This window comes from Klebsiella sp. ME-303, from assembly GCF_007910085.1.
Taxonomy (GTDB): domain Bacteria; phylum Pseudomonadota; class Gammaproteobacteria; order Enterobacterales; family Enterobacteriaceae; genus Klebsiella; species Klebsiella michiganensis.
The window spans coordinates 6,055-31,201 of sequence record NZ_VOJB01000090.1; the positions used below are offsets into that span (position 1 = coordinate 6,055).

At 56.6% G+C, this 25,147-nt stretch carries 21 protein-coding genes (1 of these 21 cut by a window edge); 14 read left to right on the forward strand and 7 right to left on the reverse strand.

Annotation, left to right across the window (positions count from 1 at the left end; translation table 11 throughout):
• The 4 genes from FQK12_RS20400 to FQK12_RS20415 form a co-directional block, all read right to left on the reverse strand.
• On the reverse strand, positions 1-1,516 hold the 5' portion of the coding sequence (locus FQK12_RS20400) for a UxaA family hydrolase (protein ID WP_146295764.1). It extends 86 nt beyond the left edge of the window; the window shows 1,516 of its 1,602 coding nt (coding positions 1-1,516); it begins with the start codon at positions 1,514-1,516; the stop codon falls past the left edge of the window.
• A 33-nt stretch (positions 1,517-1,549) separates the two neighbouring features.
• On the reverse strand, positions 1,550-2,860 hold the full coding sequence (locus FQK12_RS20405) for an MFS transporter (protein WP_009654269.1): 1,311 nt from the start codon (positions 2,858-2,860) through the stop codon (positions 1,550-1,552).
• A gap of 18 nt (positions 2,861-2,878) precedes the next feature.
• Positions 2,879-3,778 (reverse strand): dihydrodipicolinate synthase family protein, encoded by a 900-nt coding sequence (locus tag FQK12_RS20410; protein WP_014227085.1) that lies wholly within the window; start codon positions 3,776-3,778, stop codon positions 2,879-2,881.
• A 228-nt stretch (positions 3,779-4,006) separates the two neighbouring features.
• Positions 4,007-4,774, reverse strand: coding sequence for an IclR family transcriptional regulator (locus FQK12_RS20415; RefSeq protein ID WP_014227084.1), 768 nt, complete (start codon positions 4,772-4,774; stop codon positions 4,007-4,009).
• Between the two features lie 271 nt (positions 4,775-5,045).
• Between FQK12_RS20415 and ugpB the strand changes: the two genes are divergently transcribed.
• From ugpB to ugpQ, 5 genes are all read left to right on the forward strand, one after another.
• The gene (gene ugpB / locus FQK12_RS20420) at positions 5,046-6,362 is read left to right on the forward strand and encodes a sn-glycerol-3-phosphate ABC transporter substrate-binding protein UgpB (protein WP_004855028.1); all 1,317 of its coding nucleotides are present in this window, start codon (positions 5,046-5,048) and stop codon (positions 6,360-6,362) included.
• Between the two features lie 121 nt (positions 6,363-6,483).
• The gene (gene ugpA, locus FQK12_RS20425; protein WP_004126134.1) at positions 6,484-7,371 is read left to right on the forward strand and encodes a sn-glycerol-3-phosphate ABC transporter permease UgpA; all 888 of its coding nucleotides are present in this window, start codon (positions 6,484-6,486) and stop codon (positions 7,369-7,371) included.
• Positions 7,368-8,213, forward strand: a complete 846-nt coding sequence (ugpE, locus tag FQK12_RS20430; RefSeq protein WP_004116045.1) for a sn-glycerol-3-phosphate ABC transporter permease UgpE — start codon at positions 7,368-7,370, stop codon at positions 8,211-8,213. Before ugpA ends, ugpE begins: the two co-directional genes overlap by 4 nt.
• 1 nt (position 8,214) lies before the next feature.
• Positions 8,215-9,285, forward strand: coding sequence for a sn-glycerol-3-phosphate import ATP-binding protein UgpC (locus FQK12_RS20435; protein ID WP_014227083.1), 1,071 nt, complete (start codon positions 8,215-8,217; stop codon positions 9,283-9,285).
• Entirely contained in the window at positions 9,282-10,022 is a 741-nt protein-coding gene (gene ugpQ, locus FQK12_RS20440) for a glycerophosphodiester phosphodiesterase (RefSeq protein ID WP_014227082.1), read from the forward strand. Before FQK12_RS20435 ends, ugpQ begins: the two co-directional genes overlap by 4 nt.
• 23 nt (positions 10,023-10,045) lie before the next feature.
• Here the strand turns inward: ugpQ and FQK12_RS20445 are convergent, their stop codons facing one another.
• The gene (locus FQK12_RS20445) at positions 10,046-10,366 is read right to left on the reverse strand and encodes a DUF2756 family protein (protein WP_014227081.1); all 321 of its coding nucleotides are present in this window, start codon (positions 10,364-10,366) and stop codon (positions 10,046-10,048) included.
• Positions 10,367-10,664: 298 nt separating this feature from the next.
• Here FQK12_RS20445 and ggt point away from each other — a divergent pair, with 298 nt between their 5' ends.
• Positions 10,665-12,407 (forward strand): gamma-glutamyltransferase, encoded by a 1,743-nt coding sequence (ggt, locus tag FQK12_RS20450; protein ID WP_014227080.1) that lies wholly within the window; start codon positions 10,665-10,667, stop codon positions 12,405-12,407.
• Positions 12,408-12,457: 50 nt separating this feature from the next.
• Here ggt and yhhY read toward each other — a convergent pair whose 3' ends face one another.
• Both yhhY and FQK12_RS20460 read right to left on the reverse strand, forming a co-directional pair.
• Positions 12,458-12,949 carry an N-acetyltransferase gene (gene yhhY, locus FQK12_RS20455; protein ID WP_014227079.1) on the reverse strand — a complete coding sequence of 164 codons (492 nt, stop codon included), beginning with the start codon at positions 12,947-12,949 and terminating at the stop codon, positions 12,458-12,460.
• 246 nt (positions 12,950-13,195) lie between these two features.
• The gene (locus FQK12_RS20460; RefSeq protein WP_014227078.1) at positions 13,196-13,834 is read right to left on the reverse strand and encodes a polymer-forming cytoskeletal protein; all 639 of its coding nucleotides are present in this window, start codon (positions 13,832-13,834) and stop codon (positions 13,196-13,198) included.
• 253 nt (positions 13,835-14,087) lie between these two features.
• On the opposite strand from FQK12_RS20460, the gene FQK12_RS20465 reads away from it, so the two are divergent.
• The 8 genes from FQK12_RS20465 (at position 14,088) to glgX (ending at position 25,071) form a co-directional block, all read left to right on the forward strand.
• On the forward strand, positions 14,088-15,125 hold the full coding sequence (locus FQK12_RS20465) for an oxidoreductase (RefSeq protein WP_014227077.1): 1,038 nt from the start codon (positions 14,088-14,090) through the stop codon (positions 15,123-15,125).
• A gap of 121 nt (positions 15,126-15,246) precedes the next feature.
• A complete protein-coding gene (locus FQK12_RS20470; protein ID WP_004855003.1) occupies positions 15,247-15,942 on the forward strand; it encodes a pirin family protein in 696 nt (231 codons plus the stop codon).
• A 114-nt stretch (positions 15,943-16,056) separates the two neighbouring features.
• Positions 16,057-17,052 carry a gluconate operon transcriptional repressor GntR gene (gene gntR / locus FQK12_RS20475; protein WP_004106498.1) on the forward strand — a complete coding sequence of 332 codons (996 nt, stop codon included), beginning with the start codon at positions 16,057-16,059 and terminating at the stop codon, positions 17,050-17,052.
• 181 nt (positions 17,053-17,233) lie between these two features.
• Complete coding sequence (gene gntK / locus FQK12_RS20480; protein ID WP_014227076.1) at positions 17,234-17,764, forward strand: gluconokinase; 531 nt, start codon at positions 17,234-17,236, stop codon at positions 17,762-17,764.
• On the forward strand, positions 17,764-19,104 hold the full coding sequence (gene gntU / locus FQK12_RS20485; RefSeq protein ID WP_014227075.1) for a gluconate transporter: 1,341 nt from the start codon (positions 17,764-17,766) through the stop codon (positions 19,102-19,104). Before gntK ends, gntU begins: the two co-directional genes overlap by 1 nt.
• Positions 19,105-19,556: 452 nt before the next feature.
• Positions 19,557-20,663: an aspartate-semialdehyde dehydrogenase gene (gene asd, locus FQK12_RS20495; RefSeq protein WP_004854992.1), complete on the forward strand. Its 1,107-nt coding sequence runs from the start codon at positions 19,557-19,559 to the stop codon at positions 20,661-20,663.
• Positions 20,664-20,911: 248 nt separating this feature from the next.
• On the forward strand, positions 20,912-23,098 hold the full coding sequence (glgB, locus tag FQK12_RS20500) for a 1,4-alpha-glucan branching enzyme (protein WP_014227074.1): 2,187 nt from the start codon (positions 20,912-20,914) through the stop codon (positions 23,096-23,098).
• Positions 23,095-25,071, forward strand: a complete 1,977-nt coding sequence (gene glgX, locus FQK12_RS20505) for a glycogen debranching protein GlgX (protein WP_014227073.1) — start codon at positions 23,095-23,097, stop codon at positions 25,069-25,071. Before glgB ends, glgX begins: the two co-directional genes overlap by 4 nt.
• Positions 25,072-25,147 lie beyond the last annotated feature (76 nt).

Genomic DNA, 25,147 nt, shown 5'->3' on the forward strand with positions numbered 1-25,147 from the left:
CGGTAGCGATGATTTTCTCAAACAGGCCGTCGGCGATGTCCGCCAGCGGCGTGCCTTCGATAATCGGCCCGCAGTCATAATCGATAATATCCGGCATCTTTTTCGCCAGCGCGGAGTTGGTTGAAACCTTAAGCACCGGAACGATAGGGTTCCCCGTCGGCGTACCCAACCCGGTTGAGAAGATCACCACGTTGCACCCCGCCGCGACCAGGCCCGTTACCGCGTCCACATCGTTGCCCGGCGTGCAGACCAGCGAAAGGCCGCTTTCTCCCATCGGTTCGGCGTAGTCGCATACCGCGCTTACCGGCGCTCTGCCGCCTTTTTTCGCCGCGCCGGCGGATTTTATCGCGTCAGTGATCAGCCCATCGGCAATGTTTCCCGGGCTGGGGTTATCGGCGATGGTGGTGCCGAAGAAGTTCGCGACATGCTCATAGTTTTTCATCAGCGACAAAAACTTCTCTTTCAGCTCGCGGGTCGCGCAGCGTTGCACGATATCCCCTTCCGCGCCGCACAGCTCGGGGAATTCCGCCAGCCCCGACGCGCCGCCGAGGGCGACAAGACGATCCGACACTTCGCCCATCGCCGGGTTAGCGCTGATCCCCGAGAACCCGTCAGAAGCGCCGCACTTGACGCCGATTTTGAGGTGGGAGAGCGGGACGTCCTGCCGCTCGGCGACGGGGGCTTCGCGGATCGCGTTATAGGTTTCGGTCAACGCATCCTGCATCATTTTTTCTTCGCTACTCCAGTCCTGCTGCCTGAAGTAAATAATCGGTTTGTTGAAATTCGGGTTGCGCTTCGCCAGCGCGGCGTTGAAATCAACAATTCGCGCTTTTTCACAGCCGAGGGCGAAGACCGTCACGCCAAGAACGTTAGGATGATCGGAATAGGCGGCCAGCACGTCGCACATCGTCATGCTGTCCGAGGTGGCGCCGCCGCAGCCGGAATTGACGGTAATACAGCGGATGCCGTCAAGATGCGGGAAGGGCAGATGCCGGTTATCGTTTAATGCCCCTGCCGACGTCACCTGGCGAGCAAAATTTTTCAGGCCGTTATTGGCGTAGCCGAGGGCGTCGTTCAGCGCATCGGTGACGCGCTGAACGTTGCGGTTTTCACAGAATACCAGCGGAATGACCAGCCAGTAGTTCGCGGTGGCGACCCGGCCGTCTTCGCGCACGATCCCCTTGAAAGTCCGCTGCTGCCAGGCGGAAACATCCGGCTGCTGCCAGTCATAGGGCGCGACGTCGTCAAGCGAAACCGGGGCCGCGTAGTGTTTGATATTCTCAGTGGTAATGGCTTCGCCGCGGGTGATGGGGCGCGTCGCTTTGCCGACCGGTACGCCGTACAGCGACACGATATCGCCGGGCGCAATATCTTCGGTGGCGAATTTATGTTTGGCTTTGACATCGCTACGCAGAACGTAGGCTTCATCGTTCCAGTGAACCCGCTGCTCTTTGCGTAAGTCCTGCAGCGCAACGATCAGGTTATCGGTAGGGTCAATTTTTAAGATGGTCTGCATGTTCATTATCCTTTGTTATAAGCGCATCAGGACTTAGTGATGGGGGACCGCGACGCCGTTTGTCGCTTTTCTGCCGGCAAGGGCGGCAATCAGCAGCGCGCAGCAGACGGTGATGAGCGACAGGGCGACCAGACCCGCCGAATCGTTGCCGAAAAAGGCATCGACCTCAACGCGAATCAGCGGCGCGAGGAAGCTGCAAAATGCGCCCATGGTGGTGCAAAAGCCGATACTGGCGGCCAGCGCCGAGCCTGACACAATCTGCGCCGGGAAAGTCCAGAAGATAGGTTGCACGGAGAGAAAGCCGATGGCCGACAGCGAGAGCGCGGCAATGGCGAGTACCGGGCCGGACCAGGCAGAAACAAACAGCCCCAGCGCCGCCGCCAGCATACAGATGACTGAAATCAGCACCCGACGGGCCGGCATTTTGTCCGCCAGACGCGGAATGTAATAGACGCCGACGGCGGAGCAGGCCCACGGAATGGCGGCGACCAGCGACTCCTTAAAGCCGAGCGTGGAGCCCATTAGCGAGGCGACTTGCGAAGGCAGGAAGAACATCAGCCCGTAAACGCTGATCTGGATGGTGCCGTAGATCAGCGCCAGGTGCCAGACTTTCAGGCTTTTCAGGGCGGTGCCGACGCTGCTGGTTTCCGTCTGCCGCTGCTCCTGCTGAAGCTGAGCAATCAGCGCCTTTTTCTCTTCGTCGTTCAGGAATCGCGCTTTGGCCGGCGTATCATCAAGCCAGAACCAGGCGAAGATCCCCATGATGACCGCCGGAATGCCTTCGATAAAGAACATCCAGAACCAGCCGGGTTTGCCGAGGAAGCCGTGCATTTCCAGAAGCGCCCCGGAGATGGGCGAGCCTAAGGTTAATGCCAGCGGAACGCCGAGCACGAAGATACCGACGACGGAGGCGCGAACTTTATTGGGAAAGTAGATGGAGGCCAGCAGCAGAATACCGGGATAAAAACCGGCTTCGCCTAACCCCAGTAAAAAGCGCAGAACAATAAACTGGGTTTCCGTCTGCACCAGTCCGGTGAGGGCAGAGAGAACGCCCCACAGCGCGGTGGTGATGCTTAACCATTTTTGCGCGCCGATTTTATTCAGAATCAGGTTAGCGGGAATACCAAACAGCGCATAGGCGGCGAAAAAGATCCCCGCGCCGAGGGCGAAGGCGGAATTGGAGAGCCCAATATCCACCTGCATCGCCTCTTTGGCGAATCCCACGTTCACCCTGTCGATAAAGGCGATGAAGTACAAAATAAACATCAGTGGCACCAGGCGCTTCCATGATTTGGTAATCGCGGAATTGAGGGCCGGATTGTCGTAAGCTGTGATGGTTTTCATAATACCTCCGCGTGGGGGTCAGGCATTAATTTCAATACCAGCGCGGGAAAGTATCCGCAGAATACTTTCGGTCTGGCAGGTGGCGAGCGAGCTAAACGGTGGCGTGCAGCGGTCGGACTGAATAATTCCGCGCAGCTGTAACGCTTTTTTAAATGTTGGAATGAACGGATCGTTAACCGCGTAAATATCCATTAACCCATCCACTTTTTGCTGATACCGCGAAATTTGCTGCACATCGTTATCGTTAAATGCCTGCATCCAGTCGCGGAATATTTCAGGGCAAATATTGGATAACCCGCCAATACATCCATCGCCCCCCGCCAGGACATTGTGCGCGAAGTTATTGTCATAACCGGCATAGACTTCAAAATACGGTACTTCAGATTTTACCTGGCGAATCACCTGCGACGTGTGATTGGTGTCCGGAATGGTGTCTTTAAGACCGATAATGTTTGGGAACTCGCTGGCGAGTCGTAAACAGACCTCCGGCGAGACGGAATAGCCGGTGCGCTCCGGAAAGTTATAGATGAATATTTTGGCGGCGGTGCGGCGGGCAATCTGGCTATAAAATGTATAAATGCCTTCATCAGTCAGGCGGAAGTACCACGGGCTGATAATCATGACGCCATCCAGCCCGCACTCATCTGCATAGTTTGCCAGCTCTACGCACTCGTCAATATCCATGCGGCTGGTACCCGCATAGGCCTTTATTCCCTCGCGCGGGAACTCTGCCGCCATTTGAATTATCTGACGGGATGTTTTCATATCCAGCGAGAAAAACTCGCCGGTACTGCCCATGACGACAAATCCCGATACGCTGCTTTTAATGAAATCATACAGGCGAAAGTTGCCTTCAGGATCCAGCCTGCCCTGCTCATCAAAAACCGTTATTGCCGGGGTGATGTAACGACTTTGCATATTCAACCTCTTTGTTGTTCGTATATACAAACACTGTTTGTATTTGCGATTAAGCATAAGTAAACACGCCATCGACGTGAAGTCAAATGGCGTAAAAGGCGTAGTGATAATTGATTAAATCAATGAATAAATAGGGAATTATGCAGAAGAGGCGGGCGTCACGGCGGATCATTAAATCTCGGTATTGTGTGGGTAATCACAATTCCGACGGCACCGCTGGCGAATAAATCAGTAATTTTTAATATCAGGCAGCTTATTCAGCACGCTTTCGATACGACCCTTTGCCTCTTTTAACGCGTGAATAACCTGCTGCGTTTTTTCATCGCTGGCGCGAAAAGAGGGCAATGAGACGCTGATCGCCGCCAGAATAATGCCTTTCTGCAGCAGGGGGACGGCAAAGCAGATGGTATCGTCGTTGATTTCCCGATCGTCCATGGCATAACCGTTGGCGGCGACCCATTCCAGCTGCTGACGAAGCTGAGCCATATTCGTTACGCTGCGGGCGGTAACGGAAGGAAAACCCTGCGGATAGAGCTCCAGGATCTCTTCGTCGCGGTGCTTATGCAGCAGCGCCTTGCCCAGGGCAGAGCAGATTGCCGGAAGGCGAGTCCCTACCTTAGAGACCAGCTGCACGGTTTGGTCGCCCTGAACTTTATCAACATAGAGCACCCAGGCGTCATCCAGAATGCCGAGCTGGCAAACTTCATTGCATTCATTGACCACCGCGTGCATTTCGCTATTGATCGTTTTCAGCCAGAACTCTTTTTCCACCGTTGAGCTGGCCAGAACCGCGCACGAAATCCCCAGCGTATATATGCCGTTACGATCGTCGTGGCTGATATATTTCCGGTACTGCAGCGATTTGAGGATCGGGAAAATGGTTCCCTTTGAAATATCCGTTTTGAGCGATAGCTCGGAAAGCGTCATTCCGTCCGCGTTGGCTAAGGTTTCCAGAATGAGTAAAACGCGTTCGGTAGGTTTATGAAGCGTCTTCATATTTTTCCTTATGACGGCTCGCCGGAGAGTGCTGTTTAACGCCCCCTATTTAACTACAGATCCCCGCTTATCTGTAGCCTGCGCCGCCTCTCTTTTTCGCTTTGCCATTTCCCTGCCACTTTTTTTTCACCGTTTCATCATGTTTTTGCCAATTTATTGTAATATTTTTGTAATGCAATAGTTATTTTTCTGTCATTCGAGCATGTCATGTTACCCCCGCGAACATAAAACGCGTGAAATCGCGCATCCGGAACAACAAGAGAGATAACCGATGATATCGTTACGACATACAGCTTTAGGACTGGCGCTCAGCCTGGCATTTGCCGGACAAGCCCTGGCGGTAACCACTATCCCGTTCTGGCACTCGATGGAAGGGGAGTTGGGGAAAGAAGTTGATTCACTGGCGCAACGTTTCAACGCAGCCAACCCGGACTACAAAATTGTTCCGGTGTATAAAGGCAACTATGAGCAGAGCCTGAGCGCCGGCATCGCCGCCTTCCGTACCGGCAACGCGCCAGCTATTCTGCAGGTTTACGAAGTCGGCACCGCGACGATGATGGCCTCGAAGGCGATTAAGCCGGTCTATCAGGTGTTCAGCGATGCGGGCATTCAGTTTGATGAAACGCAGTTCGTGCCAACCGTCTCCGGTTATTACACCGACTCCAAAACCGGCCATCTGCTCTCCCAGCCGTTTAACAGCTCCACGCCGGTGCTGTACTACAACAAAGACGCCTTTAAAAAAGCCGGATTAGATCCGGAACAGCCGCCGAAAACCTGGCAGGATCTGGCGGCATATACCGCAAAGCTGAAAGCTGCCGGGATGAAATGCGGCTACGCCAGCGGCTGGCAGGGCTGGATTCAGATTGAAAACTTCAGCGCCTGGCACGGCCTGCCGGTGGCGACCAAAAACAACGGCTTCGACGGTACCGATGCGGTACTGGAGTTCAACAAGCCGGAGCAGGTGAAGCATATCGCTCTGCTCGAAGAACTGAACAAGAAAGGCGACTTCAGCTACTTCGGGCGTAAAGACGAATCCACCGAGAAGTTCTATAACGGCGACTGCGCCATTACCACCGCCTCTTCCGGCTCCCTTGCGGATATTCGCCAGTACGCGAAGTTCAACTATGGCGTAGGGATGATGCCGTACGACGCCGACGTGAAAGGCGCGCCGCAAAACGCCATTATCGGCGGGGCCAGCCTGTGGGTGATGCAGGGTAAAGACAAAGAAACCTATACCGGCGTCGCCAAATTCCTCGATTTCCTGACCAAGCCGGAAAACGCCGCCGAATGGCATCAGAAAACCGGCTATCTGCCGATTACCACCGCCGCTTACAACCTGACCCGCGAACAGGGCTTCTATGATAAGAACCCCGGTGCCGATATCGCGACGCGCCAGATGCTGAACAAGCCGCCGCTGCCGTTCACCAAAGGTCTGCGCCTGGGCAATATGCCGCAGATTCGCACCATCGTAGATGAAGAACTGGAAAGCGTATGGACCGGGAAGAAAACGCCTCAGCAGGCGCTGGACGCCGCGGTTGAGCGCGGTAATCAGCTGCTGCGCCGTTTCGAGCAGTCAACCAGGTCGTAATCTTATAGCCAGCCCCTCACCCTCTCCCCGTCGGGGAGAGGGGATCGCCCGGAGCCGTCTTTTATCCTCGCCCGTTTAGGGAGAGGGCCGGGATGAGGGGAAACCAACTCAGAGTTTAACTATGTCATCATCCCGTCCGGTGTTCCGCTCGCGTTGGCTGCCCTATGTGCTGGTCGCGCCGCAGCTGGTTATCACCGTCATCTTTTTTATCTGGCCCGCGGGCGAAGCGCTGTGGTATTCACTGCAGAGCGTCGATCCGTTTGGGCTCTCCAGCCAGTTTGTCGGCCTGGATAACTTTTTAGCCCTCTTCCAGGACCCGTACTACCTGGACTCCTTCTGGACCACCATTAAGTTCAGCACGATGGTTACCGTCAGCGGCCTGCTGATCTCGCTGTTTTTCGCCGCGCTGGTGGATTACGTGGTGCGCGGCAGCCGCTTCTATCAGACGCTGATGCTCCTGCCCTATGCCGTTGCGCCCGCGGTGGCGGCGGTGCTATGGATCTTCTTGTTCAACCCCGGACGCGGGCTGATTACGCATCTCCTCGGTGAGATGGGCTACGACTGGAACCACGCGCAGAACAGCGGTCAGGCGATGTTCCTTGTGGTTTTCGCCTCGGTCTGGAAGCAGATTAGTTACAACTTCCTGTTCTTCTTCGCCGCGCTGCAATCTATTCCCCGCTCGCTGGTAGAAGCCGCCGCGATTGACGGCGCCGGCCCGGTTCGCCGCTTCTTCAGGCTGGCGCTACCGCTGATCGCCCCGGTGAGCTTCTTCCTGCTGGTGGTGAACCTGGTATACGCCTTCTTTGATACCTTCCCGGTTATCGATGCCGCAACCGGCGGCGGGCCGGTTCAGGCGACAACAACCCTGATTTATAAGATCTACCGTGAAGGTTTTGCCGGGCTCGACCTTTCCGCTTCCGCCGCCCAGTCGGTGGTGCTGATGTTCCTCGTCATTATTCTGACGGTGGTGCAGTTCCGCTACGTTGAACGAAAGGTGCGCTACCAATGATTGAGAATCGACGCGGGCTGACGATTTTCAGCCACACCATGCTGATTTTAGGGATCGCGGTCATTCTGTTTCCGCTGTATGTCGCCTTTGTCGCGGCGACGCTGGACAGTAAAGCGGTTTTTGATACGCCGATGACGCTGATTCCCGGCGGGCATCTGCTCGAAAACATGAAGTTTATCTGGGTGAACGGCGTAGGGGCCAATAGCGCGCCGTTCTGGCTGATGATGCTCAACAGCTTCATCATGGCCTTCGGCATCACGGTGGGCAAAATTACGGTCTCGATGCTCTCCGCTTTCGCCATCGTCTGGTTTCGTTTTCCGCTGCGCAACCTGTTCTTCTGGATGATCTTCATCACGCTGATGCTGCCGGTTGAGGTGCGTATTTTCCCGACGGTGGAAGTGATCGCCAACCTGAAAATGCTCGACAGCTATGCCGGGCTCACCCTACCGCTGATGGCCTCGGCGACCGCCACCTTCCTGTTCCGCCAGTTCTTTATGACCCTGCCGGACGAGCTGATAGAGGCCGCACGTATCGACGGCGCGTCGCCGATGCGCTTCTTCCGCGACATCGTGCTGCCGCTGTCGAAAACCAACCTGGCGGCGCTGTTCGTCATCACCTTTATCTACGGCTGGAACCAGTATCTGTGGCCGCTGCTGATCATTACCGACGTGAATCTCGGCACGGCGGTCGCGGGCATCAAAGGGATGATCGCCATCGGCCAGGGTACCACGCAGTGGAATCAGGTGATGGCGGCGATGCTGCTCACGCTGATTCCTCCGGTTGTCATCGTTTTAGCCATGCAGCGCGCGTTTGTGCGTGGTTTAGTGGATAGTGAGAAATAAAATGGCAGGACTTAAGCTACAGGCAGTAACCAAAAGCTGGGATGGCAAAACCCAGGTGATCCAGCCGCTGACGCTGGACGTCGCGGACGGCGAATTTATTGTGATGGTGGGCCCCTCGGGCTGCGGAAAATCAACCCTGCTGCGCATGGTGGCGGGCCTGGAGCGGGTCACCAGCGGCGATATCTGGATCGACCGCAAGCGCGTCACCGAAATGGAACCGAAAGATCGCGGTATTGCGATGGTGTTCCAGAACTACGCCCTCTACCCGCATATGAGCGTGGAAGAGAATATGGCGTGGGGCCTGAAAATTCGCGGTTTAGGTAAAGGATTAATTGCCGAACGCGTCCAGGAAGCGGCGCGCATTCTGGAGCTGGACGGCCTGCTGAAGCGCCGTCCGCGCGAACTCTCCGGCGGCCAGCGCCAGCGCGTGGCGATGGGGCGGGCTATCGTGCGCGACCCGGCGGTATTCCTGTTTGATGAGCCGCTCTCCAACCTCGATGCCAAACTGCGCGTGCAGATGCGTCTGGAGCTGCAGCAGCTGCACCGTCGGCTGAAAACCACCTCGCTGTATGTGACGCACGATCAGGTGGAAGCCATGACCCTCGCGCAGCGGGTGATGGTGATGAATAAAGGCATCGCCGAGCAGATTGGTACGCCGGTCGAGGTCTACGAAAAACCGGCCAGCCGCTTTGTGGCGAGCTTTATCGGCAGCCCGGCAATGAACCTGCTGGAAGGCCGGGTCAGCGACGACGGTAGCCGCTTCGAGCTTGAGGGCGGGATGCTTTTACCCATCAACAGCGAGCATCGCCGCTATGCCGGGCGTAAGATGACCCTGGGTATCCGTCCGGAACATTTTGCATTAAGCTCCGAGGCGGAAGGTGGCGTACCGCTGGTGATGGATACGCTGGAAATTTTAGGTGCCGATAACCTCGCCCACGGGCGCTGGGGCGAGCAAAAGCTGGTGGTCCGGCTGCCGCACCAGCAGCGTCCGCAGGCGGGCAGCACCCTGTGGCTGAATCTGCCGCAGGAAAGTCTGCATCTTTTTGATAGTGAAACAGGACAACGCGCATGAGTCACTGGCCTTATCCTCATATCGTCGCCCACCGCGGCGGCGGTAAACTGGCTCCGGAAAATACCCTGGCGGCCATCGATACCGGCGCTCGTTACGGTCATACGATGATTGAGTTTGACGCTAAGTTATCGAAAGACGGGCAGATTTTTTTACTGCACGATGACAATCTCGAACGTACCAGCAACGGCTGGGGCGTGGCGGGCGAACTGGCGTGGAACGATCTGCTAAAAGTGGATGCCGGCAGCTGGTACAGCGGCGAGTTCAAAGGCGAGCCGCTGCCGCTGCTGAGCGAGGTGGCCGACCGCTGCCGTCAGCACGGCATGATGGCCAATATCGAAATTAAACCGACCACCGGCACCGGGCCGCTGACCGGCAAAGCGGTGGCGCTGGCGGCGCGTGAGCTGTGGCAGGGAATGACACCGCCGCTGCTCTCATCGTTTGACGTTGATGCGCTGGAAGCCGCGCAGGAGGCGGTGCCCGAACTGCCGCGCGGGCTGCTGCTGGATGAGTGGCGCAACGACTGGCGCGAACTGACCGCGCGTCTCGGCTGCGTCTCTATTCACCTCAACCATAAGCTGCTGGATGAAGCGCGCGTGGCGAGCCTGAAGGCCGCTGGCCTGCATATTCTGGTCTATACCGTTAACAAACCGCAGCGCGCCGCCGAGCTGCTGCGTTGGGGCGTGGACAGCATCTGCACCGATGCGATTGACGTCATCGGCCCCAACTTCCCGGCGTAACCCGCTTCTGCGTCAGGCGGCCCTTACGGGGTCGTCTGGCGCTGCAGCATCCCACCGTTGGTGTTAGGGAGAGGCTGCTCACGGGTCAGATTGTTATTCTGCTGTACCCGCTGCCGATCGTTATTCAACTGCGTCTGAAGATGCTGCTGCTGCGCGCGCGACTGGCTTTGAATACTCTGCTTAAGATTGTTTTGCTGCTGCATTTGCTGGGTCTGCATCTGATTTTGCATCCGCTGCTGGCTGGGCACCACGTACCCCGGCTGATTGGGGTTATTGTCGATATTGATCGGCTGCGCCATGACGCTCAGCGGCAGCAGCGCCGCCAGATATAACATTGCTTTCATTGTTCTCTCCTCACTTCGTGGGATCGTTTAAGTTTACTCCCTTTCCGGCGCAACAATGATCTTTTAGGACTTATCAGCCAGGCTTATACCCTGAATAATTCGAGTCGCAGGACAAAACGGTTAACCGTTTTGAACAGCGCTTGCGCTGGCCCCGTAAGGGGCGAGGCCTCAGGCCGGGTAATGCGGCCGATGAGCTTACTCGGGTAAGTGATTCGGGTAAACGAGCGTAGCCAACGTCCGTGCGACCTGGAGTATGACGGGTATAGACGGGGATAAAACACATTTCAGGAGTATGACAATGATAAAAACAACGCTCTGGCGTCAGGTGGTCATCGCTGCGTTGCTGGCGGGCGGCAGTTTTACCGTCGCGGCAGATCCCGCCCCTCCGCCGGTATCTTATGGCGTAGAGGAAGATGTATTTCACCCGGTCCGCGCTCAGCAGGGGATGGTGGCCTCGGTGGACGCGCTGGCAACGAAGGTAGGCGTGGATATTCTGCGTCAGGGCGGCAACGCGGTCGATGCCGCCGTGGCGGTGGGCTACGCGCTGGCGGTCACCCATCCGCAGGCCGGTAATATCGGCGGCGGCGGGTTTATGATGCTGCGGACCAAAGACGGTAATACCACGGCGATCGACTTCCGCGAGATGGCCCCGGAACAGGCCACCCGGGATATGTTTCTCGACGATCAGGGCAACCCGGACAGCAAGAAATCGCTGACCTCGCATCTGGCTTCCGGCACGCCGGGCACCGTCGCCGGGTTCTCCCTCGCGCTGGAAAAATACGGCACAATGCCGCTCAACAAAGTGATTCGCCCGGCGATTAAGCTGGCCGAAGAGGGCTTCACGGTAAATGATGCGCTGGCCGACGACCTGAAAACCTACGGCAGCGAAGTGATCCCCGACCATGCCAACAGCCGGGCTATCTTCTGGAAAAACGGCGAGCCGCTGAAAAAGGGCGATAAGCTGGTGCAAAAACAGCTGGGGAAAAGCCTGGAGCTGATTGCCGAGCTGGGGCCGGATGCCTTCTATAAAGGCGCGATTGCCGACCAGATTGCCGCTGAGATGAAGAATAACGGCGGGCTTATCACCAAAGCGGATCTGGCCAATTACAAAGCGGTCGAACGTACGCCGGTGAGCGGCGAGTATCGCGGCTATCAGGTGTTCTCAATGCCGCCCCCATCGTCCGGGGGCATTCATATCGTGCAGATCCTCAATATCCTCGAAAACTTCGATATGCATAAGTACGGCTTCGGCAGCGCCGACGCCATGCAGGTGATGGCGGAAGCTGAAAAGCACGCCTATGCCGACCGTTCGGAATACCTTGGCGATCCGGACTTCGTCAAGGTGCCGTGGCAGGTGCTGACCAGCAAAGCGTACGCCAAATCGATTGCTGAGCAGATTGATATCAATAAGGCGAAGCCGTCGAGCCAGATTCGCCCCGGTAAGCTGGCGCCGTATGAAAGCAATCAGACCACTCATTTCTCGGTGGTGGATAAGGACGGTAACGCCGTTGCCGTGACCTATACGCTGAATACGACCTTTGGAACCGGCATCGTGGCGGGGAACTCCGGCATTCTGCTGAATAATCAGATGGATGATTTCTCAGCTAAACCCGGCGTGCCAAACGTCTACGGGCTGGTGGGCGGTGACGCCAACGCCGTCGAGCCGAAAAAACGTCCGCTGTCGTCGATGTCGCCAACGATTGTGGTGAAAGATGGCAAAACCTGGCTGGTGACCGGTAGCCCCGGCGGCAGCCGCATCATCACCACCGTCCTGCAGATGGTGGTGAATACCATTGATTTCGGAATGAACGTCGCGGAAGCCACCAACGCCCCGCGCTTCCATCATCAATGGCTGCCGGACGAACTGCGTGTAGAGAAGGGATTTAGCCCGGATACGCTGAAGCTGCTGGAGAGCAAAGGGCAGAAAGTGGCGGTGAAAGAGGCGATGGGCAGCACCCAGAGTATTATGGTTGGCCCGGACGGCGCGCTGTACGGCGCATCCGATCCGCGTTCCCCGGATGATTTAACGGCAGGGTATTAGGTTTACCCTCACTCCGACCCTCTCCCTGCCGGGAGAGGGTTAGTTGAGCGTCACCCCTTCAGCCGCGCCATAAAGTAGGCATCGACATATTCGCCGTTGCGCAGGGCATACTTTCTCCCCGTCCCTTCAATTTCAAAGCCTAATTTCTGATACACCGCCACCGCGGGAGCGTTATCCACAAACACCGTCAACTCAATACGGTCAACGCGGAGCCAGTTGTCGCACATGTCGATCATGGTGCGAATCAGCTCACTGGCAACGCCGCGATTGTGCCATCGTGAATCCACGCAAATGCCGAAATCGGCGACGTGGCTCCGGCGCGGGCGCTGGATAACCTCAATGGCGAGGTGTCCCACGACCTGGTCATCTATGCTGGCGACCAGCTGTTTGACGCCCGGTCGGTCGGTTAGTCGCTCGTGCCACATATGGCTGGAAGGATGAGGAACCTGTAGCGTATTGTGATATACCTCCGGCTGAGCATGGATCTGATGGATTGCGTCGTAATCTTTGGCTTCGGCATGGCGTATCACTATGTCGCTCATTCTTCATTTACCTTTTTGGGTTAATCGTCCCCTTAAAGATCGCTGACTTTAAAAAAGGGAGCAACGCCTATTTTTTGCAAAAAGAGGTGGACAAGTGCGAATGAGAATGATTATTATTGCTCTGCATTCAGGGAGACCCTTGCGGAAAGCCTGAAAGCACGACATTGCTCACATTGCTTCCAGTATTACTTTAGCCAGCCGGGTGCTGGCTTTTTTTTTGCTTTTTTCCGCCGCCCCGGATGGCAGTTACTGCGCCTCAACCTTATCTTTGGTTTCAATAGCGGTATCGGCGATAAACCCCACCACGTTGCTCTTTTCTGCCGCAGGCAGCAGCTCTGCCTGGCCGGAAAAAACGCCGCCCTTGTTAATGGCCAGCGTGCGGTAGGCCAACGTACCGGTGACCTGGCCGTTCTTATCGATTTCAATCGTCTCGCTGCGGCACTGACCGAGGATACAGCCGTCGATAATCAGCTCGCGGCAGGTGATATTTCCCTCGACCAGGCCTCCGGCCATAATCTTAATCTGGCTCTCTTCGGCGTCGATATTGCCGCTTACGGTACCGTAAATATCGACATCTCCCTCAGCGATAATATTGCCGTCAAAGCGGATGCCGCTGGCGATAACCGTGGCGGCAGGTTTGCGGGAAACGGCTAACGGGGATGCGCTGTTGAGTACCGGCGTAGCCGCCGTCTGTGGCGTCGCTTCAACGTTTTTATTCTTTTTAAACATATGGTTAATCCGATGATATTGAAAATGAAAAACGAAAGATGACAAGGAGAAAGAGCCCGATAGCCAGGCCAGATACGTGGATTCGCAGCACCAGGCCATCAGGCCAAGCAGCCAAAAGAGAAGGGCGCTATTCAGGGCGATATACTTGCTTTCCATACGAACGAGATGGCTACTCCTTTAGTCATCGTGTTTTGGGAAACGGCGAGCGCGATACGGCGTCATGCTCCCACGCGCTGGATAAAAAACGTTCTTTTCCCGAGGGCCCTCTTATCCAGAATTTAGGCCGTAGGGTCAATGAATTTGAGCGTTAAATTTTACATTTAAGAATTTGGCACACTTATTGAAGGGGTTAAGTTCGCAGCCAGCTTGCGCTATGGTTAATAGCAGAGACCTAACAAAGGACCGCGTTATGACTTTGCACTGCGCATTTATTGGATTCGGCAAAAGCACCACCCGCTACCATCTTCCCTATGTCCTGCACCGAAAAGACCGCTGGCACGTGGCGCATATCTTTCGCCGCAGCGCAAAGCCAGAGGAACAGGCACCGGCATACTCGCATATTCATTTCACCAGCGACCTCGACGAAGTGCTTAACGATCCGCAGGTCAAGCTGGTGATTGTGTGCACCCACGCGGACAGTCATTTTGCCTATGCCAAAAGGGCGCTGGAGGCGGGCAAAAATGTACTGGTCGAAAAGCCCTTTACCCCGACCCTTGATGAGGCAAAAACGCTATTCGCCCTGGCGAAAAGCAAGGGATTGACGGTCACGCCGTACCAGAATCGTCGCTTCGACTCCTGCTTCCTGACCACGAAGAAAGTGATTGAGAGCGGAAAGCTGGGCGAGATCGTCGAGATTGAAAACCATTTTGACAACTATCGCCCGGTAGATGGAGGGAAACCCGGCCTGCCTCAGGACGGCACGTTTTACGGCCTGGGCGTCCATACCCTGGACCAAATTATCTCCCTGTTCGGTCGCCCTGACCATGTCTCTTACGACATCCGTAGCCTGCGCAACAAGGCCAATCCGGACGATACCTTTGAGGCCCAGCTGTTCTACGGCAACCTGAAGGCGATTGTCAAAACCAGCCATCTGGTGAAGCTGCCCTATCCAAAATTCATCGTCCATGGTCATAAAGGGTCGTTTATTAAATACGGTATCGACCAGCAGGAGACCAGCCTGAAGGCCAATATTATGCCGGGCGAGCCGGGATTCGGCGCGGACGAGACGGTTGGTCTGCTGGAGTACGTCAATGAGGCGGGCGAAACCGTACGGGAAGAGATCCCGCTTGAAACCGGCGACTATGGGCGGGTCTATGATTCGCTGTATGAAACCCTCGTTAACGGTCAGTCAAATTTCGTCAAGGAATCTGACGTTCTCACGAATCTGGAGATCCTCGAACGCGGCTTTGAACAGCCATCTCCGGCCACGATTACCCTTACCCGATAAGCCCTCATGGCTCCTCTGTACTCGTTCATATTTTTTGAACAGAGGAGTCAATTTTCACCCTCTATGATCGCCAGGGGATTGGGTCCACACTTATCCCATCGAAAACATACGGGGGTGCAACATGATCTACTTACGCAAAGCTAACGAACGCGGCCACGCTAACCACGGCTGGCTGGATTCCTGGCATACTTTCTCTTTCGCTAACTATTACGACCCTAACTTCATGGGCTTCTCGGCGCTGCGGGTGATCAATGACGACGTGATTGATGCAGGCCAGGGCTTCGGTACCCATCCGCATAAAGATATGGAAATTCTGACCTACGTGCTGGAAGGGGCCGTTGAGCACCAGGACAGCATGGGGAATAAAGAGCAGGTGCCGGCGGGTGAGTTCCAGATCATGAGCGCGGGTACCGGGATTCGTCACTCGGAGTACAACCCAAGCAACACGGAAAAACTGCATCTGTACCAGATCTGGATTATGCCGGAAAAAAATGGCATCACGCCGCGCTACGAACAGCGCCGCTTTGACGCCGCGCAGGGCAAGCAGCTGGTGCTGTCGCCGGATGCCCGCGAAGGTTCGCTGAAGGTGTACCAGGATATGGAACTGTACCGCTGGGCGCTGCTGAAAGACGAGCAGTCGGTGCACCAGATTGCCGCTGAACGGCGGGTGTGGATCCAGGTGGTGAAAGGTGAAGTCACCATCAACGGAACGAAGGCCACCACCAGCGATGGCCTGGCCATTTGGGACGAGCAGGCGATTTCCGTACACGCCGACGGCGATAGCGAAATTCTGCTGTTCGATCTGCCGCCCGTCTGATCGTTCTCCGATCGGGTCTAAATAAATTGCGCAACCTTCCCTGATGTTAGGGAAGGTTGCGCTTTGTCCGTGATAAACTGAGAAAATGTTTCCCCGTTGATCGCAGTCAGGACGATGAAAAAGAAAAGACCCGTACTTCAGGATGTAGCCGATCTTGTCGGCGTGACCAAAATGACGGTCAGTCGCTACTTACGTAACCCGGAACAGGTTTCCGAAGCGCTGCGTGGCAAGATAGCCGTTGCTCTCGATGAACTGGGTTATATTCCTAATCGCGCCCCCGACATCCTCTCGAATGCCACCAGCCGCGCTATTGGCGTGCTGCTGCCCTCGTTAACTAACCAGGTTTTCTCAGAAGTGCTGCGCGGTATTGAAAGCGTGACCGACTCTTTCGGTTACCAGACGATGCTGGCGCACTACGGCTATAAGCCGGAAATGGAAGAAAAACGCCTGGAATCCATGCTTTCCTGGAATATTGACGGCCTGATCCTTACCGAACGAACCCATACGCCGCGCACCCTGAAGATGATTGAAGTGGCGGGTATCCCGGTTGTGGAGCTGATGGACAGCCAGTCGCCGTGCCTCGATATCGCCGTCGGCTTTGATAACTTTGAAGCGGCCCGGCAGATGACCGCGGCGATTATCAATCATGGCCATCGTCACGTTGCCTATCTTGGCGCACGTCTTGATGAACGTACTATCATCAAACAGAAGGGGTATGAGCAGGCGATGCTTGATGCCGGAATGACGCCCTACAGCGTGATGGTTGAGCAGTCTTCCTCTTATTCATCGGGGATTGAGCTGATGCGCCAGGCGCGTCGCGAATATCCGCAGCTTGACGGCATTTTCTGTACCAACGATGACCTTGCGGTCGGCGCGGCGTTTGAGTGCCAGCGGCTGGGGCTTAAAATCCCTGACGATATGGCGATTGCCGGTTTCCACGGCCACGATATCGGCCAGGTGATGGAGCCGCGCCTGGCCAGCGTGCTGACGCCGCGCGAGCGGATGGGGCGGATTGGCGCTGAACGTCTGCTGGCGCGTATTCGCGGTGAAGCGGTGACGCCTAAGATGTTAGATTTAGGTTTCACATTGTCACCGGGCGGATCTATTTAAACTGACAAATTTGAAGTAGATCACACATATTCACATCTGGCACGAATGGTTATTGCTTCTCCACAACTCCGGCATGACAATGTTACCGATAACAGTTACCCGTAACAATTAACCTGTACGCCAGTATTCCACGCCGTTAAACGCTGCCAGGCTGCGCGTATGTGTCCAGTGGGAGGAAGCTTTGAGCACGACTAACCATGATCACCACATCTATGTCCTGATGGGCGTTTCCGGCAGCGGGAAATCCGCTGTCGCCAGCGAAGTGGCGCATCAACTGCACGCCGCGTTTCTCGACGGCGACTTTCTGCATCCGCGCAGCAATATCAACAAGATGGCTTCCGGCGAACCGTTAAATGATGACGACCGCACCCCGTGGCTGCAGGCGCTGAACGATGCCGCCTTTGCTATGCAGCGCACCAATAAAGTGTCGCTGATTGTCTGCTCCGCGTTGAAAAAGAGCTATCGCGACATCCTGCGTAAAGGTAACCCGAACCTCTCCTTTATCTATCTGAAAGGTGATTTTGCGGTTATCGAACAACGTCTGAAGGCGCGTAAAGGCCACTTCTTTAAGACTCAGATGCTGGTTACGCAGTTTGAGACGCTGCAGGAACCGGGCGCGGATGAAAGCGATGTGTTAATCGTCGATATCGACCAGTCATTGGAAGGCGTGGTCGCCAGCACCATTGAGGTGATCAACAAAGGCAGTAAATAGTGAGTACATTAACGCTTGTTTTAACAGCAGTCGGCTCCGTTTTGCTGCTGCTGTTTTTAGTGATGAAGGCGCGTATGCATGCCTTCGTGGCTTTGATGGTGGTTTCTATTGGAGCAGGGCTTTTTTCCGGAATGCCGTTGGACAAGATCGCGGCGACGATGGAAAAAGGCATGGGCGGCACGCTGGGCTTTCTGGCTATCGTCGTCGCGCTGGGGGCTATGTTCGGTAAGATCCTGCATGAAACCGGCGCGGTCGACCAGATTGCCGTTAAGATGCTGAAATCTTTCGGCCACAATCGCGCCCACTATGCGATAGGCCTGGCCGGGCTTATCTGCGCGCTGCCGCTGTTTTTTGAAGTGGCGATCGTGCTGCTGATCAGCGTGGCTTTCTCAATGGCGCGCCATACCGGCACCAACCTTGTGAAGCTGGTGATCCCGCTGTTTGCTGGCGTAGCCGCCGCGGCCGCGTTCCTGCTACCGGGGCCTGCGCCGATGCTGCTGGCCTCGCAGATGCACGCCGACTTTGGCTGGATGATCCTGATTGGCCTGTGCGCCGCTATCCCGGGGATGATTATTGCCGGGCCGCTGTGGGGTAACTTCATCAGCCGTTACGTTGAGCTGCACATTCCGGACGATATTAGCGAGCCACACCTCGGCGAAGGCAAAATGCCGTCGTTCGGCTTCAGCCTGTCGCTGATTCTGCTGCCGCTGGTGCTGGTTGGCCTGAAAACCATCGCCGCGCGCTTTGTGCCGGAAGGTTCTACCGCTTACGAATGGTTTGAGTTTATCGGCCATCCGTTTACCGCGATTCTGGTGGCGTGCCTGGTGGCTATCTATGGTCTGGCGGTACGTCAGGGAATGGCTAAAGATCGGGTGATGGAGATTTGCGGTCATGCGCTCCAGCCTGCGGGCATCATCCTGCTGGTCATCGGTGCGGGCGGGGTGTTTAAACAGGTGCTGGTCGACTCCGGCGTAGGCCCTGCCCTCGGTGAAGCGTTAACCGGTATGGGCCTGCCGATTGCCATCACCTGCTTCGTGCTGGCGGCGGCGGTGCGTATTATTCAGGGTTCCGCGACCGTTGCCTGCCTGACGGCAGTCGGGCTGGTGATGCCGGTTATCGAACAGCTGCACTACAGCGGCGCGCAGATGGCGGCGCTCTCTATCTGCATCGCCGGCGGCTCTATTGTCGTCAGCCACGTTAACGACGCGGGCTTCTGGCTGTTCGGTAAGTTTACCGGCGCGACCGAAGCGCAAACGCTGAAGACCTGGACGATGATGGAAACCATCCTCGGCACCGTCGGGGCGATTGTCGGCATGATTGCGTTTACTCTATTGAGTTAAAAGACAAAGTGAAACACCCGGCGGAGCGAGGCGATGCCGGGTTAATTTTTCCGCTCTACTTATATCGAAAACCCTTAGCTTTACCCCTCTCCCGATCTGCCACTATCAGAAATACGATAAACGTCATACGGCTCACAAACCCGCGCCACGCCTGGCTTTAACCGGTTTGGTTAGCAAGAGTAAAACAACCGAATTTCTGCCGTAATCCATAATCCTGATCAATAAAATAGCGGCGGAAAATATTTCCTTCGCGATATAAATTCCCTGATAATTATTAGGGTATTCCGGGGGGCCAGCGACGGCTGCCGCTATGCAAAATTAGTTACGTTACTGATTGCCTGGCAATCATTGATTAATTTCACTTGCGACTTTAGCTGCATTTTGTAATGTGAAGGACTAACCAGTAGGAAACTGGCCTGGAACAAACAGCACACACCTCGCAGGAATACGTTATGAAAAATGTTGGTTTTATCGGCTGGCGCGGAATGGTCGGCTCTGTCCTCATGCAACGCATGGTTGAAGAGCGCGATTTTGATGCCATTCGCCCTGTTTTTTTCTCCACCTCCCAGCTGGGGCAGCCTGCTCCATCTTTTGGTGGCAGTACCGGTGGCACGCTTCAGGATGCATTCGATCTGGAAGCACTGAAGGCGCTGGACATTATTGTCACGTGTCAGGGCGGCGATTACACCAACGATATTTACCCGAAGCTGCGTGAAAGCGGCTGGCAGGGCTACTGGATTGACGCCGCCTCTTCGCTGCGCATGAAAGACGACGCCATCATCATTCTCGACCCGGTGAACCAGGACGTTATCACCGCAGGTCTGAACAACGGCGTTAAAACCTTTGTCGGCGGCAACTGTACCGTCAGCCTGATGCTGATGTCTCTCGGCGGCCTGTTTGCTCAGGATCTGGTTGAGTGGGTTAGCGTGGCGACTTATCAGGCGGCTTCCGGCGGCGGTGCGCGGCATATGCGCGAGCTGCTGACCCAGATGGGCCAGCTGCACAGCCATGTTGCGGCTGAGCTGGCGGATCCGGCTTCCGCGATCCTGGATATTGAACGCAAGGTCACCTCGTTGACCCGCAGCGGCGAGCTGGCGGTAGACAACTTTGGCGTTCCTCTGGCGGGCAGCCTGATCCCATGGATCGACAAACAGCTGGATAACGGCCAGAGCCGTGAAGAGTGGAAAGGCCAGGCGGAGACCAACAAAATTCTCGCGACCGCCTCACCGATTCCGGTAGACGGCCTGTGCGTTCGCGTTGGCGCGCTGCGCTGCCATAGCCAGGCGTTCACCATCAAGCTGAAAAAAGATGTTTCTATTCCGACCGTTGAGGAACTGCTGGCCGCGCATAACCCGTGGGCCAAAGTGGTACCGAACGATCGTGATATCACCATGCGTGAGCTGACTCCGGCTGCCGTTACCGGCACCCTTACCACCCCGGTGGGTCGCCTGCGTAAACTGAACATGGGGCCGGAGTATCTGTCGGCCTTCACCGTTGGTGACCAGCTGCTGTGGGGGGCCGCCGAGCCGCTCCGCCGCATGCTAAGACAGCTGGCGTAGTCGTCACAAGATGAGAAAAGGGGTGTTGAAACACCCCTTTTTTTTGCGTAATACAAGGAGTAAACGCGAATGTTAGATTTTTCCCAACGGAGGTAACTCAGCCTTGGCTATGCTTTAAGTAAGGAGTCACGATGTCTCCTTACCTGAAGGTGGGACGGAGCAGGGGGACGCATAACGTGCTGCGCCGTTCAGGTCAAAAAAAAGTCGCCGGATACAGGAAAGGGCGACACCTACAACAGGATGAAACCATGTCTAATCGTATTGATAAGGACGTGATTAATGCGCTTATCGCCGGCCATTTTGCGGATCCTTTTTCCGTGCTTGGCATGCATTACACCGACGCCGGGCTGGAAGTTCGTGCATTATTACCCGATGCCACCGATGTGTGGGTCATTGAACCAAAAACCGGACGCAAAGTCGGCAAGCTGGAATGCCTCGACTCGCGCGGTTTCTTCAGCGGCGTTCTGCCGCGTCGTAAAAATCCTTTTCGCTATCAGCTGGCCGTCACCTGGCACGGGCAGCAGAACCTGATTGATGACCCGTACCGTTTTGGTCCGCTGTTGCAGGATCTCGATGTCTGGCTGCTGTCGGAAGGCACGCATCTGCGTCCTTATGAAACGCTGGGCGCGCATGCCGATACCATGGACGGCGTGGTCGGTACGCGTTTCTCCGTATGGGCGCCGAATGCCCGCCGGGTATCGGTCGTCGGGCAGTTTAACTACTGGGACGGCCGCCGCCACCCGATGCGCCTGCGTAAAGAGTCCGGCATCTGGGAGCTGTTTGTTCCCGGCGCGCTGAACGGCCAGCTGTATAAATTCGAGCTTATCGATGCCCACGGCAACCTGCGGGTGAAGTCCGACCCTTACGCTTTTGAAGCGCAAATGCGTCCGGAGAGCGCCTCGCTCATCTGCGGGCTGCCGGAAAAGGTCGCACAGCCGCCGGAGCGCAAGCAGGCTAACCAGTTTGATGCGCCGATCTCGATTTATGAAGTGCACCTCGGCTCCTGGCGCCGCCACACCGATAATAACTTCTGGCTGAGCTATCGCGAGCTTGCCGACCAGCTGGTCCCGTATGCCAAATGGATGGGCTTTACCCACCTCGAACTGCTGCCGGTGAACGAGCATCCGTTTGACGGCAGCTGGGGCTATCAGCCGACCGGGCTGTACGCGCCCACCCGTCGCTTCGGTACCCGGGAGGATTTCCGCTACTTTATCAACGCCGCGCACGCCGCGGGCCTGAACGTGATTCTGGACTGGGTGCCTGGCCATTTTCCGGCGGATGATTTTGCGCTCGCCTCGTTTGACGGCACCTCGCTGTATGAACATAGCGACCCGCGCGAAGGCTACCATCAGGACTGGAACACCCTGATTTACAACTACGGCCGCCGCGAGGTCAGCAATTACCTGGTCGGCAATGCGCTGTACTGGATCGAACGCTTCGGCATTGACGCGCTGCGGGTTGATGCGGTGGCGTCGATGATTTATCGCGACTACAGCCGCAAGCAGGGCGAGTGGGTGCCGAACGAATTCGGCGGTCGGGAAAACCTTGAAGCGATTGAGTTTCTGCGCAATACCAACCGCGTGCTGGGCGAACAGACGCCGGGCGCGGTAACCATGGCGGAAGAGTCGACCGATTTTCCCGGCGTTTCCCGTCCTTCCTCCACCGGCGGGCTGGGTTTCTGGTTCAAGTGGAACCTCGGCTGGATGCACGACACCCTCGACTACATGAAGCTGGACCCGGTGCATCGCCGTCATCATCACGACAAGATGACCTTCGGTATGCTCTACAACTACACCGAAAACTTTGTCCTGCCGCTCTCTCATGATGAAGTGGTGCACGGCAAAAAATCGATACTCGACCGCATGCCGGGCGACGCCTGGCAGAAGTTCGCTAACCTGCGCGCCTACTACGGCTGGCTGTTTGCCTTCCCGGGTAAAAAGCTGCTGTTTATGGGCAATGAGTTTGCTCAGGGGCGCGAATGGAACCACGACGCAAGCCTCGACTGGCATCTGCTGGAAGGCGGCGATAACTGGCACCACGGCGTCCAGCGGCTGGTGCGCGACCTCAACCATACCTATCGTCACCATAAAGCGCTGCACGAGCTGGATTTCGATCCCTACGGCTTCGAATGGCTGGTGGTGGACGACCATGAGCGTTCGGTATTTATCTTTGTTCGTCGCGACAGGGCGGGCAATGAAATTATCGTCGCCAGCAACTTCACCCCGGTCCCGCGTCATGAGTATCGCTTTGGCATCAACCAGCCCGGCCGCTGGCGTGAAGAGCTCAACACCGACTCCATGCATTACCACGGCAGCAACACCGGCAACGGCGGCGTCGTTGAGAGCGACCCGATCGCCAGCCACGGTCGTGAACACTCCCTCTCCATTACGCTGCCGCCGCTGGCGACGGTGTGGCTGGTGCGGGAGGCGCAATGATCGCACTCACGGCAGGAAAGCCCGCGCCTTTAGGGGCCAGCTACGACGGTAAGGGCGTGAATTTCGCGCTCTTTTCCGCCCATGCGGAGCGGGTGGAACTCTGCGTGTTTGACGAGCAGGGCAATGAGCGACGCGTCGACCTGCCCGCGCGCAGCGGCGATATCTGGCACGGCTGGCTCGCCGATGTCGGTCCTGGCCTGCGCTACGGCTACCGCGTCCACGGGCCCTGGGACCCAGCGCAAGGGCACCGCTTCAACCCGGCGAAGCTGCTGCTTGACCCCTGCTGCCATCAGGTAGACGGCGGGTTGCCTGACGATGAACGTCTCCACGGCGGCGATCGCGTTCCCGATCGTCGCGACAGCGCGGCGATAGCGCCGAAGTCGCGGGTGATCGACCTGCATTACGACTGGCGCGGCGATAAGCCGCCGCGCACGCCGTGGGGCCAGACGGTGATTTATGAAGCCCACGTCAAGGGGCTGACGTATCTGCACCCCGATCTGCCGGAGAATATCCGCGGCACCTATAAAGCGCTCGGTCATCCGGTGATGATCGATTACTTCCGCATGCTGGGCATTACTGCACTAGAGTTAATGCCGGTGGCGCAGTTCGCCAGCGAACCGCGCCTTCAGCGGATGGGGTTAAGCAACTATTGGGGCTACAACCCGCTGGCGATTTTCGCCCTCGACACGCGCTACGCCAGCGCGCCGGAGCAGGCGTTAAACGAGTTTCGCGATGCGGTAAAAGCGCTACATGCGGCGGGCATCGAAGTGATCCTTGACGTGGTGCTGAACCATAGCGCGGAGATAGACCTGGAAGGGCCGACCTTCTCCCTGCGCGGAATCGATAACCGTAGCTATTATTGGATCAGGGAAGACGGCGATTACCACAACTGGACCGGCTGCGGGAACACCCTCAACCTCAGCCACCCCGGCGTGGTGGAGTATGCCCGCCAGTGCCTGCGCTTTTGGGTTGACGAGTGCCACGTCGACGGCTTTCGTTTCGACCTCGCCTCGGTGATGGGGCGGACGCCGGCGTTTCGTCAGGATGCGCCGCTGTTTGAGGCCATCCGTAACGACCCGCGTCTGGCTGAGGTCAAGCTGATCGCGGAACCCTGGGATATCGGCCCGGGCGGCTACCAGGTGGGTAACTTTCCGCCGCTGTTCGCCGAGTGGAACGACCATTTCCGCGATACCGCGCGTCGATTCTGGCTGCAGCAGAACGTCTCGCTGGGCGACTTCGCTCAGCGTTTTGCCGCATCCAGCGACGTTTTTCAGCGTAACGGCAGAGCGCCTTCGGCGGCGGTTAACCTGGTCACCGCGCACGATGGTTTCACCCTGCGCGACTGCGTTTGTTTCAATCAGAAACATAATGAGGCAAACGGGGAGGAGAATCGCGATGGGACTAACAATAACTACAGCAACAATAATGGTATAGAAGGATTAGAAGGGAGTCTTGCCGTGATTGAACGGCGCCGTGCCAGCGTTCACGCTCTTCTGGCGACGCTACTGCTGGCGCAGGGAACGCCGATGCTGCTGGCGGGTGACGAACACGGTCACAGCCAGCATGGCAACAACAATGCTTACTGTCAGGACAATGCGTTGACCTGGCTGGACTGGAACCATACTAACCGCGGGCTGACCGCGTTCACCGCCGCGTTGATTCATCTGCGCCAGCGCGTTCCGGCTTTAACCGAGAATCGCTGGTGGCAGGAGGGAGACGGCAGCGTTCGCTGGTTAAACCAACATGCGCAGCCGCTGTCCGCCGATGAATGGCAGCACGGTGCGCCGCGTATGCAGATCATATTGTCCGATCGCTGGCTGATGGCGCTCAACGCCACCGCCGAGGTGGCAGAGATGGTTTTACCCGCGGGGGAATGGCGCGCCATTCCACCTTTCGCCGGAGAGGATAATCCGGTCACTATAGCTGTCTGGCATGGGCCCGCGCACGGAGTGTGCGTATTTCAAAGGTCGTAACCTCGGGGCTTCCGGTTGGTCTCGAAGCGGCGGCGCGACGAGAAGGGCAGGCAAGCTGGGGAGTAAAAAAGGAGTT

Coding starts and splice junctions, on each gene's coding strand:
- FQK12_RS20405 (WP_009654269.1), bottom strand. CDS start 2,860: ATGAAAACCATCACAGCTTACGACAATCCGGCCCTCAATTCCGCGATT.
- FQK12_RS20410 (WP_014227085.1), bottom strand. CDS start 3,778: ATGCAAAGTCGTTACATCACCCCGGCAATAACGGTTTTTGATGAGCAG.
- FQK12_RS20415 (WP_014227084.1), bottom strand. CDS start 4,774: ATGAAGACGCTTCATAAACCTACCGAACGCGTTTTACTCATTCTGGAA.
- ugpB (WP_004855028.1), top strand. CDS start 5,046: ATGATATCGTTACGACATACAGCTTTAGGACTGGCGCTCAGCCTGGCA.
- ugpA (WP_004126134.1), top strand. CDS start 6,484: ATGTCATCATCCCGTCCGGTGTTCCGCTCGCGTTGGCTGCCCTATGTG.
- ugpE (WP_004116045.1), top strand. CDS start 7,368: ATGATTGAGAATCGACGCGGGCTGACGATTTTCAGCCACACCATGCTG.
- FQK12_RS20435 (WP_014227083.1), top strand. CDS start 8,215: ATGGCAGGACTTAAGCTACAGGCAGTAACCAAAAGCTGGGATGGCAAA.
- ugpQ (WP_014227082.1), top strand. CDS start 9,282: ATGAGTCACTGGCCTTATCCTCATATCGTCGCCCACCGCGGCGGCGGT.
- FQK12_RS20445 (WP_014227081.1), bottom strand. CDS start 10,366: ATGAAAGCAATGTTATATCTGGCGGCGCTGCTGCCGCTGAGCGTCATG.
- ggt (WP_014227080.1), top strand. CDS start 10,665: ATGATAAAAACAACGCTCTGGCGTCAGGTGGTCATCGCTGCGTTGCTG.
- yhhY (WP_014227079.1), bottom strand. CDS start 12,949: ATGAGCGACATAGTGATACGCCATGCCGAAGCCAAAGATTACGACGCA.
- FQK12_RS20460 (WP_014227078.1), bottom strand. CDS start 13,834: ATGGAAAGCAAGTATATCGCCCTGAATAGCGCCCTTCTCTTTTGGCTG.
- FQK12_RS20465 (WP_014227077.1), top strand. CDS start 14,088: ATGACTTTGCACTGCGCATTTATTGGATTCGGCAAAAGCACCACCCGC.
- FQK12_RS20470 (WP_004855003.1), top strand. CDS start 15,247: ATGATCTACTTACGCAAAGCTAACGAACGCGGCCACGCTAACCACGGC.
- gntR (WP_004106498.1), top strand. CDS start 16,057: ATGAAAAAGAAAAGACCCGTACTTCAGGATGTAGCCGATCTTGTCGGC.
- asd (WP_004854992.1), top strand. CDS start 19,557: ATGAAAAATGTTGGTTTTATCGGCTGGCGCGGAATGGTCGGCTCTGTC.
- glgB (WP_014227074.1), top strand. CDS start 20,912: ATGTCTAATCGTATTGATAAGGACGTGATTAATGCGCTTATCGCCGGC.
- glgX (WP_014227073.1), top strand. CDS start 23,095: ATGATCGCACTCACGGCAGGAAAGCCCGCGCCTTTAGGGGCCAGCTAC.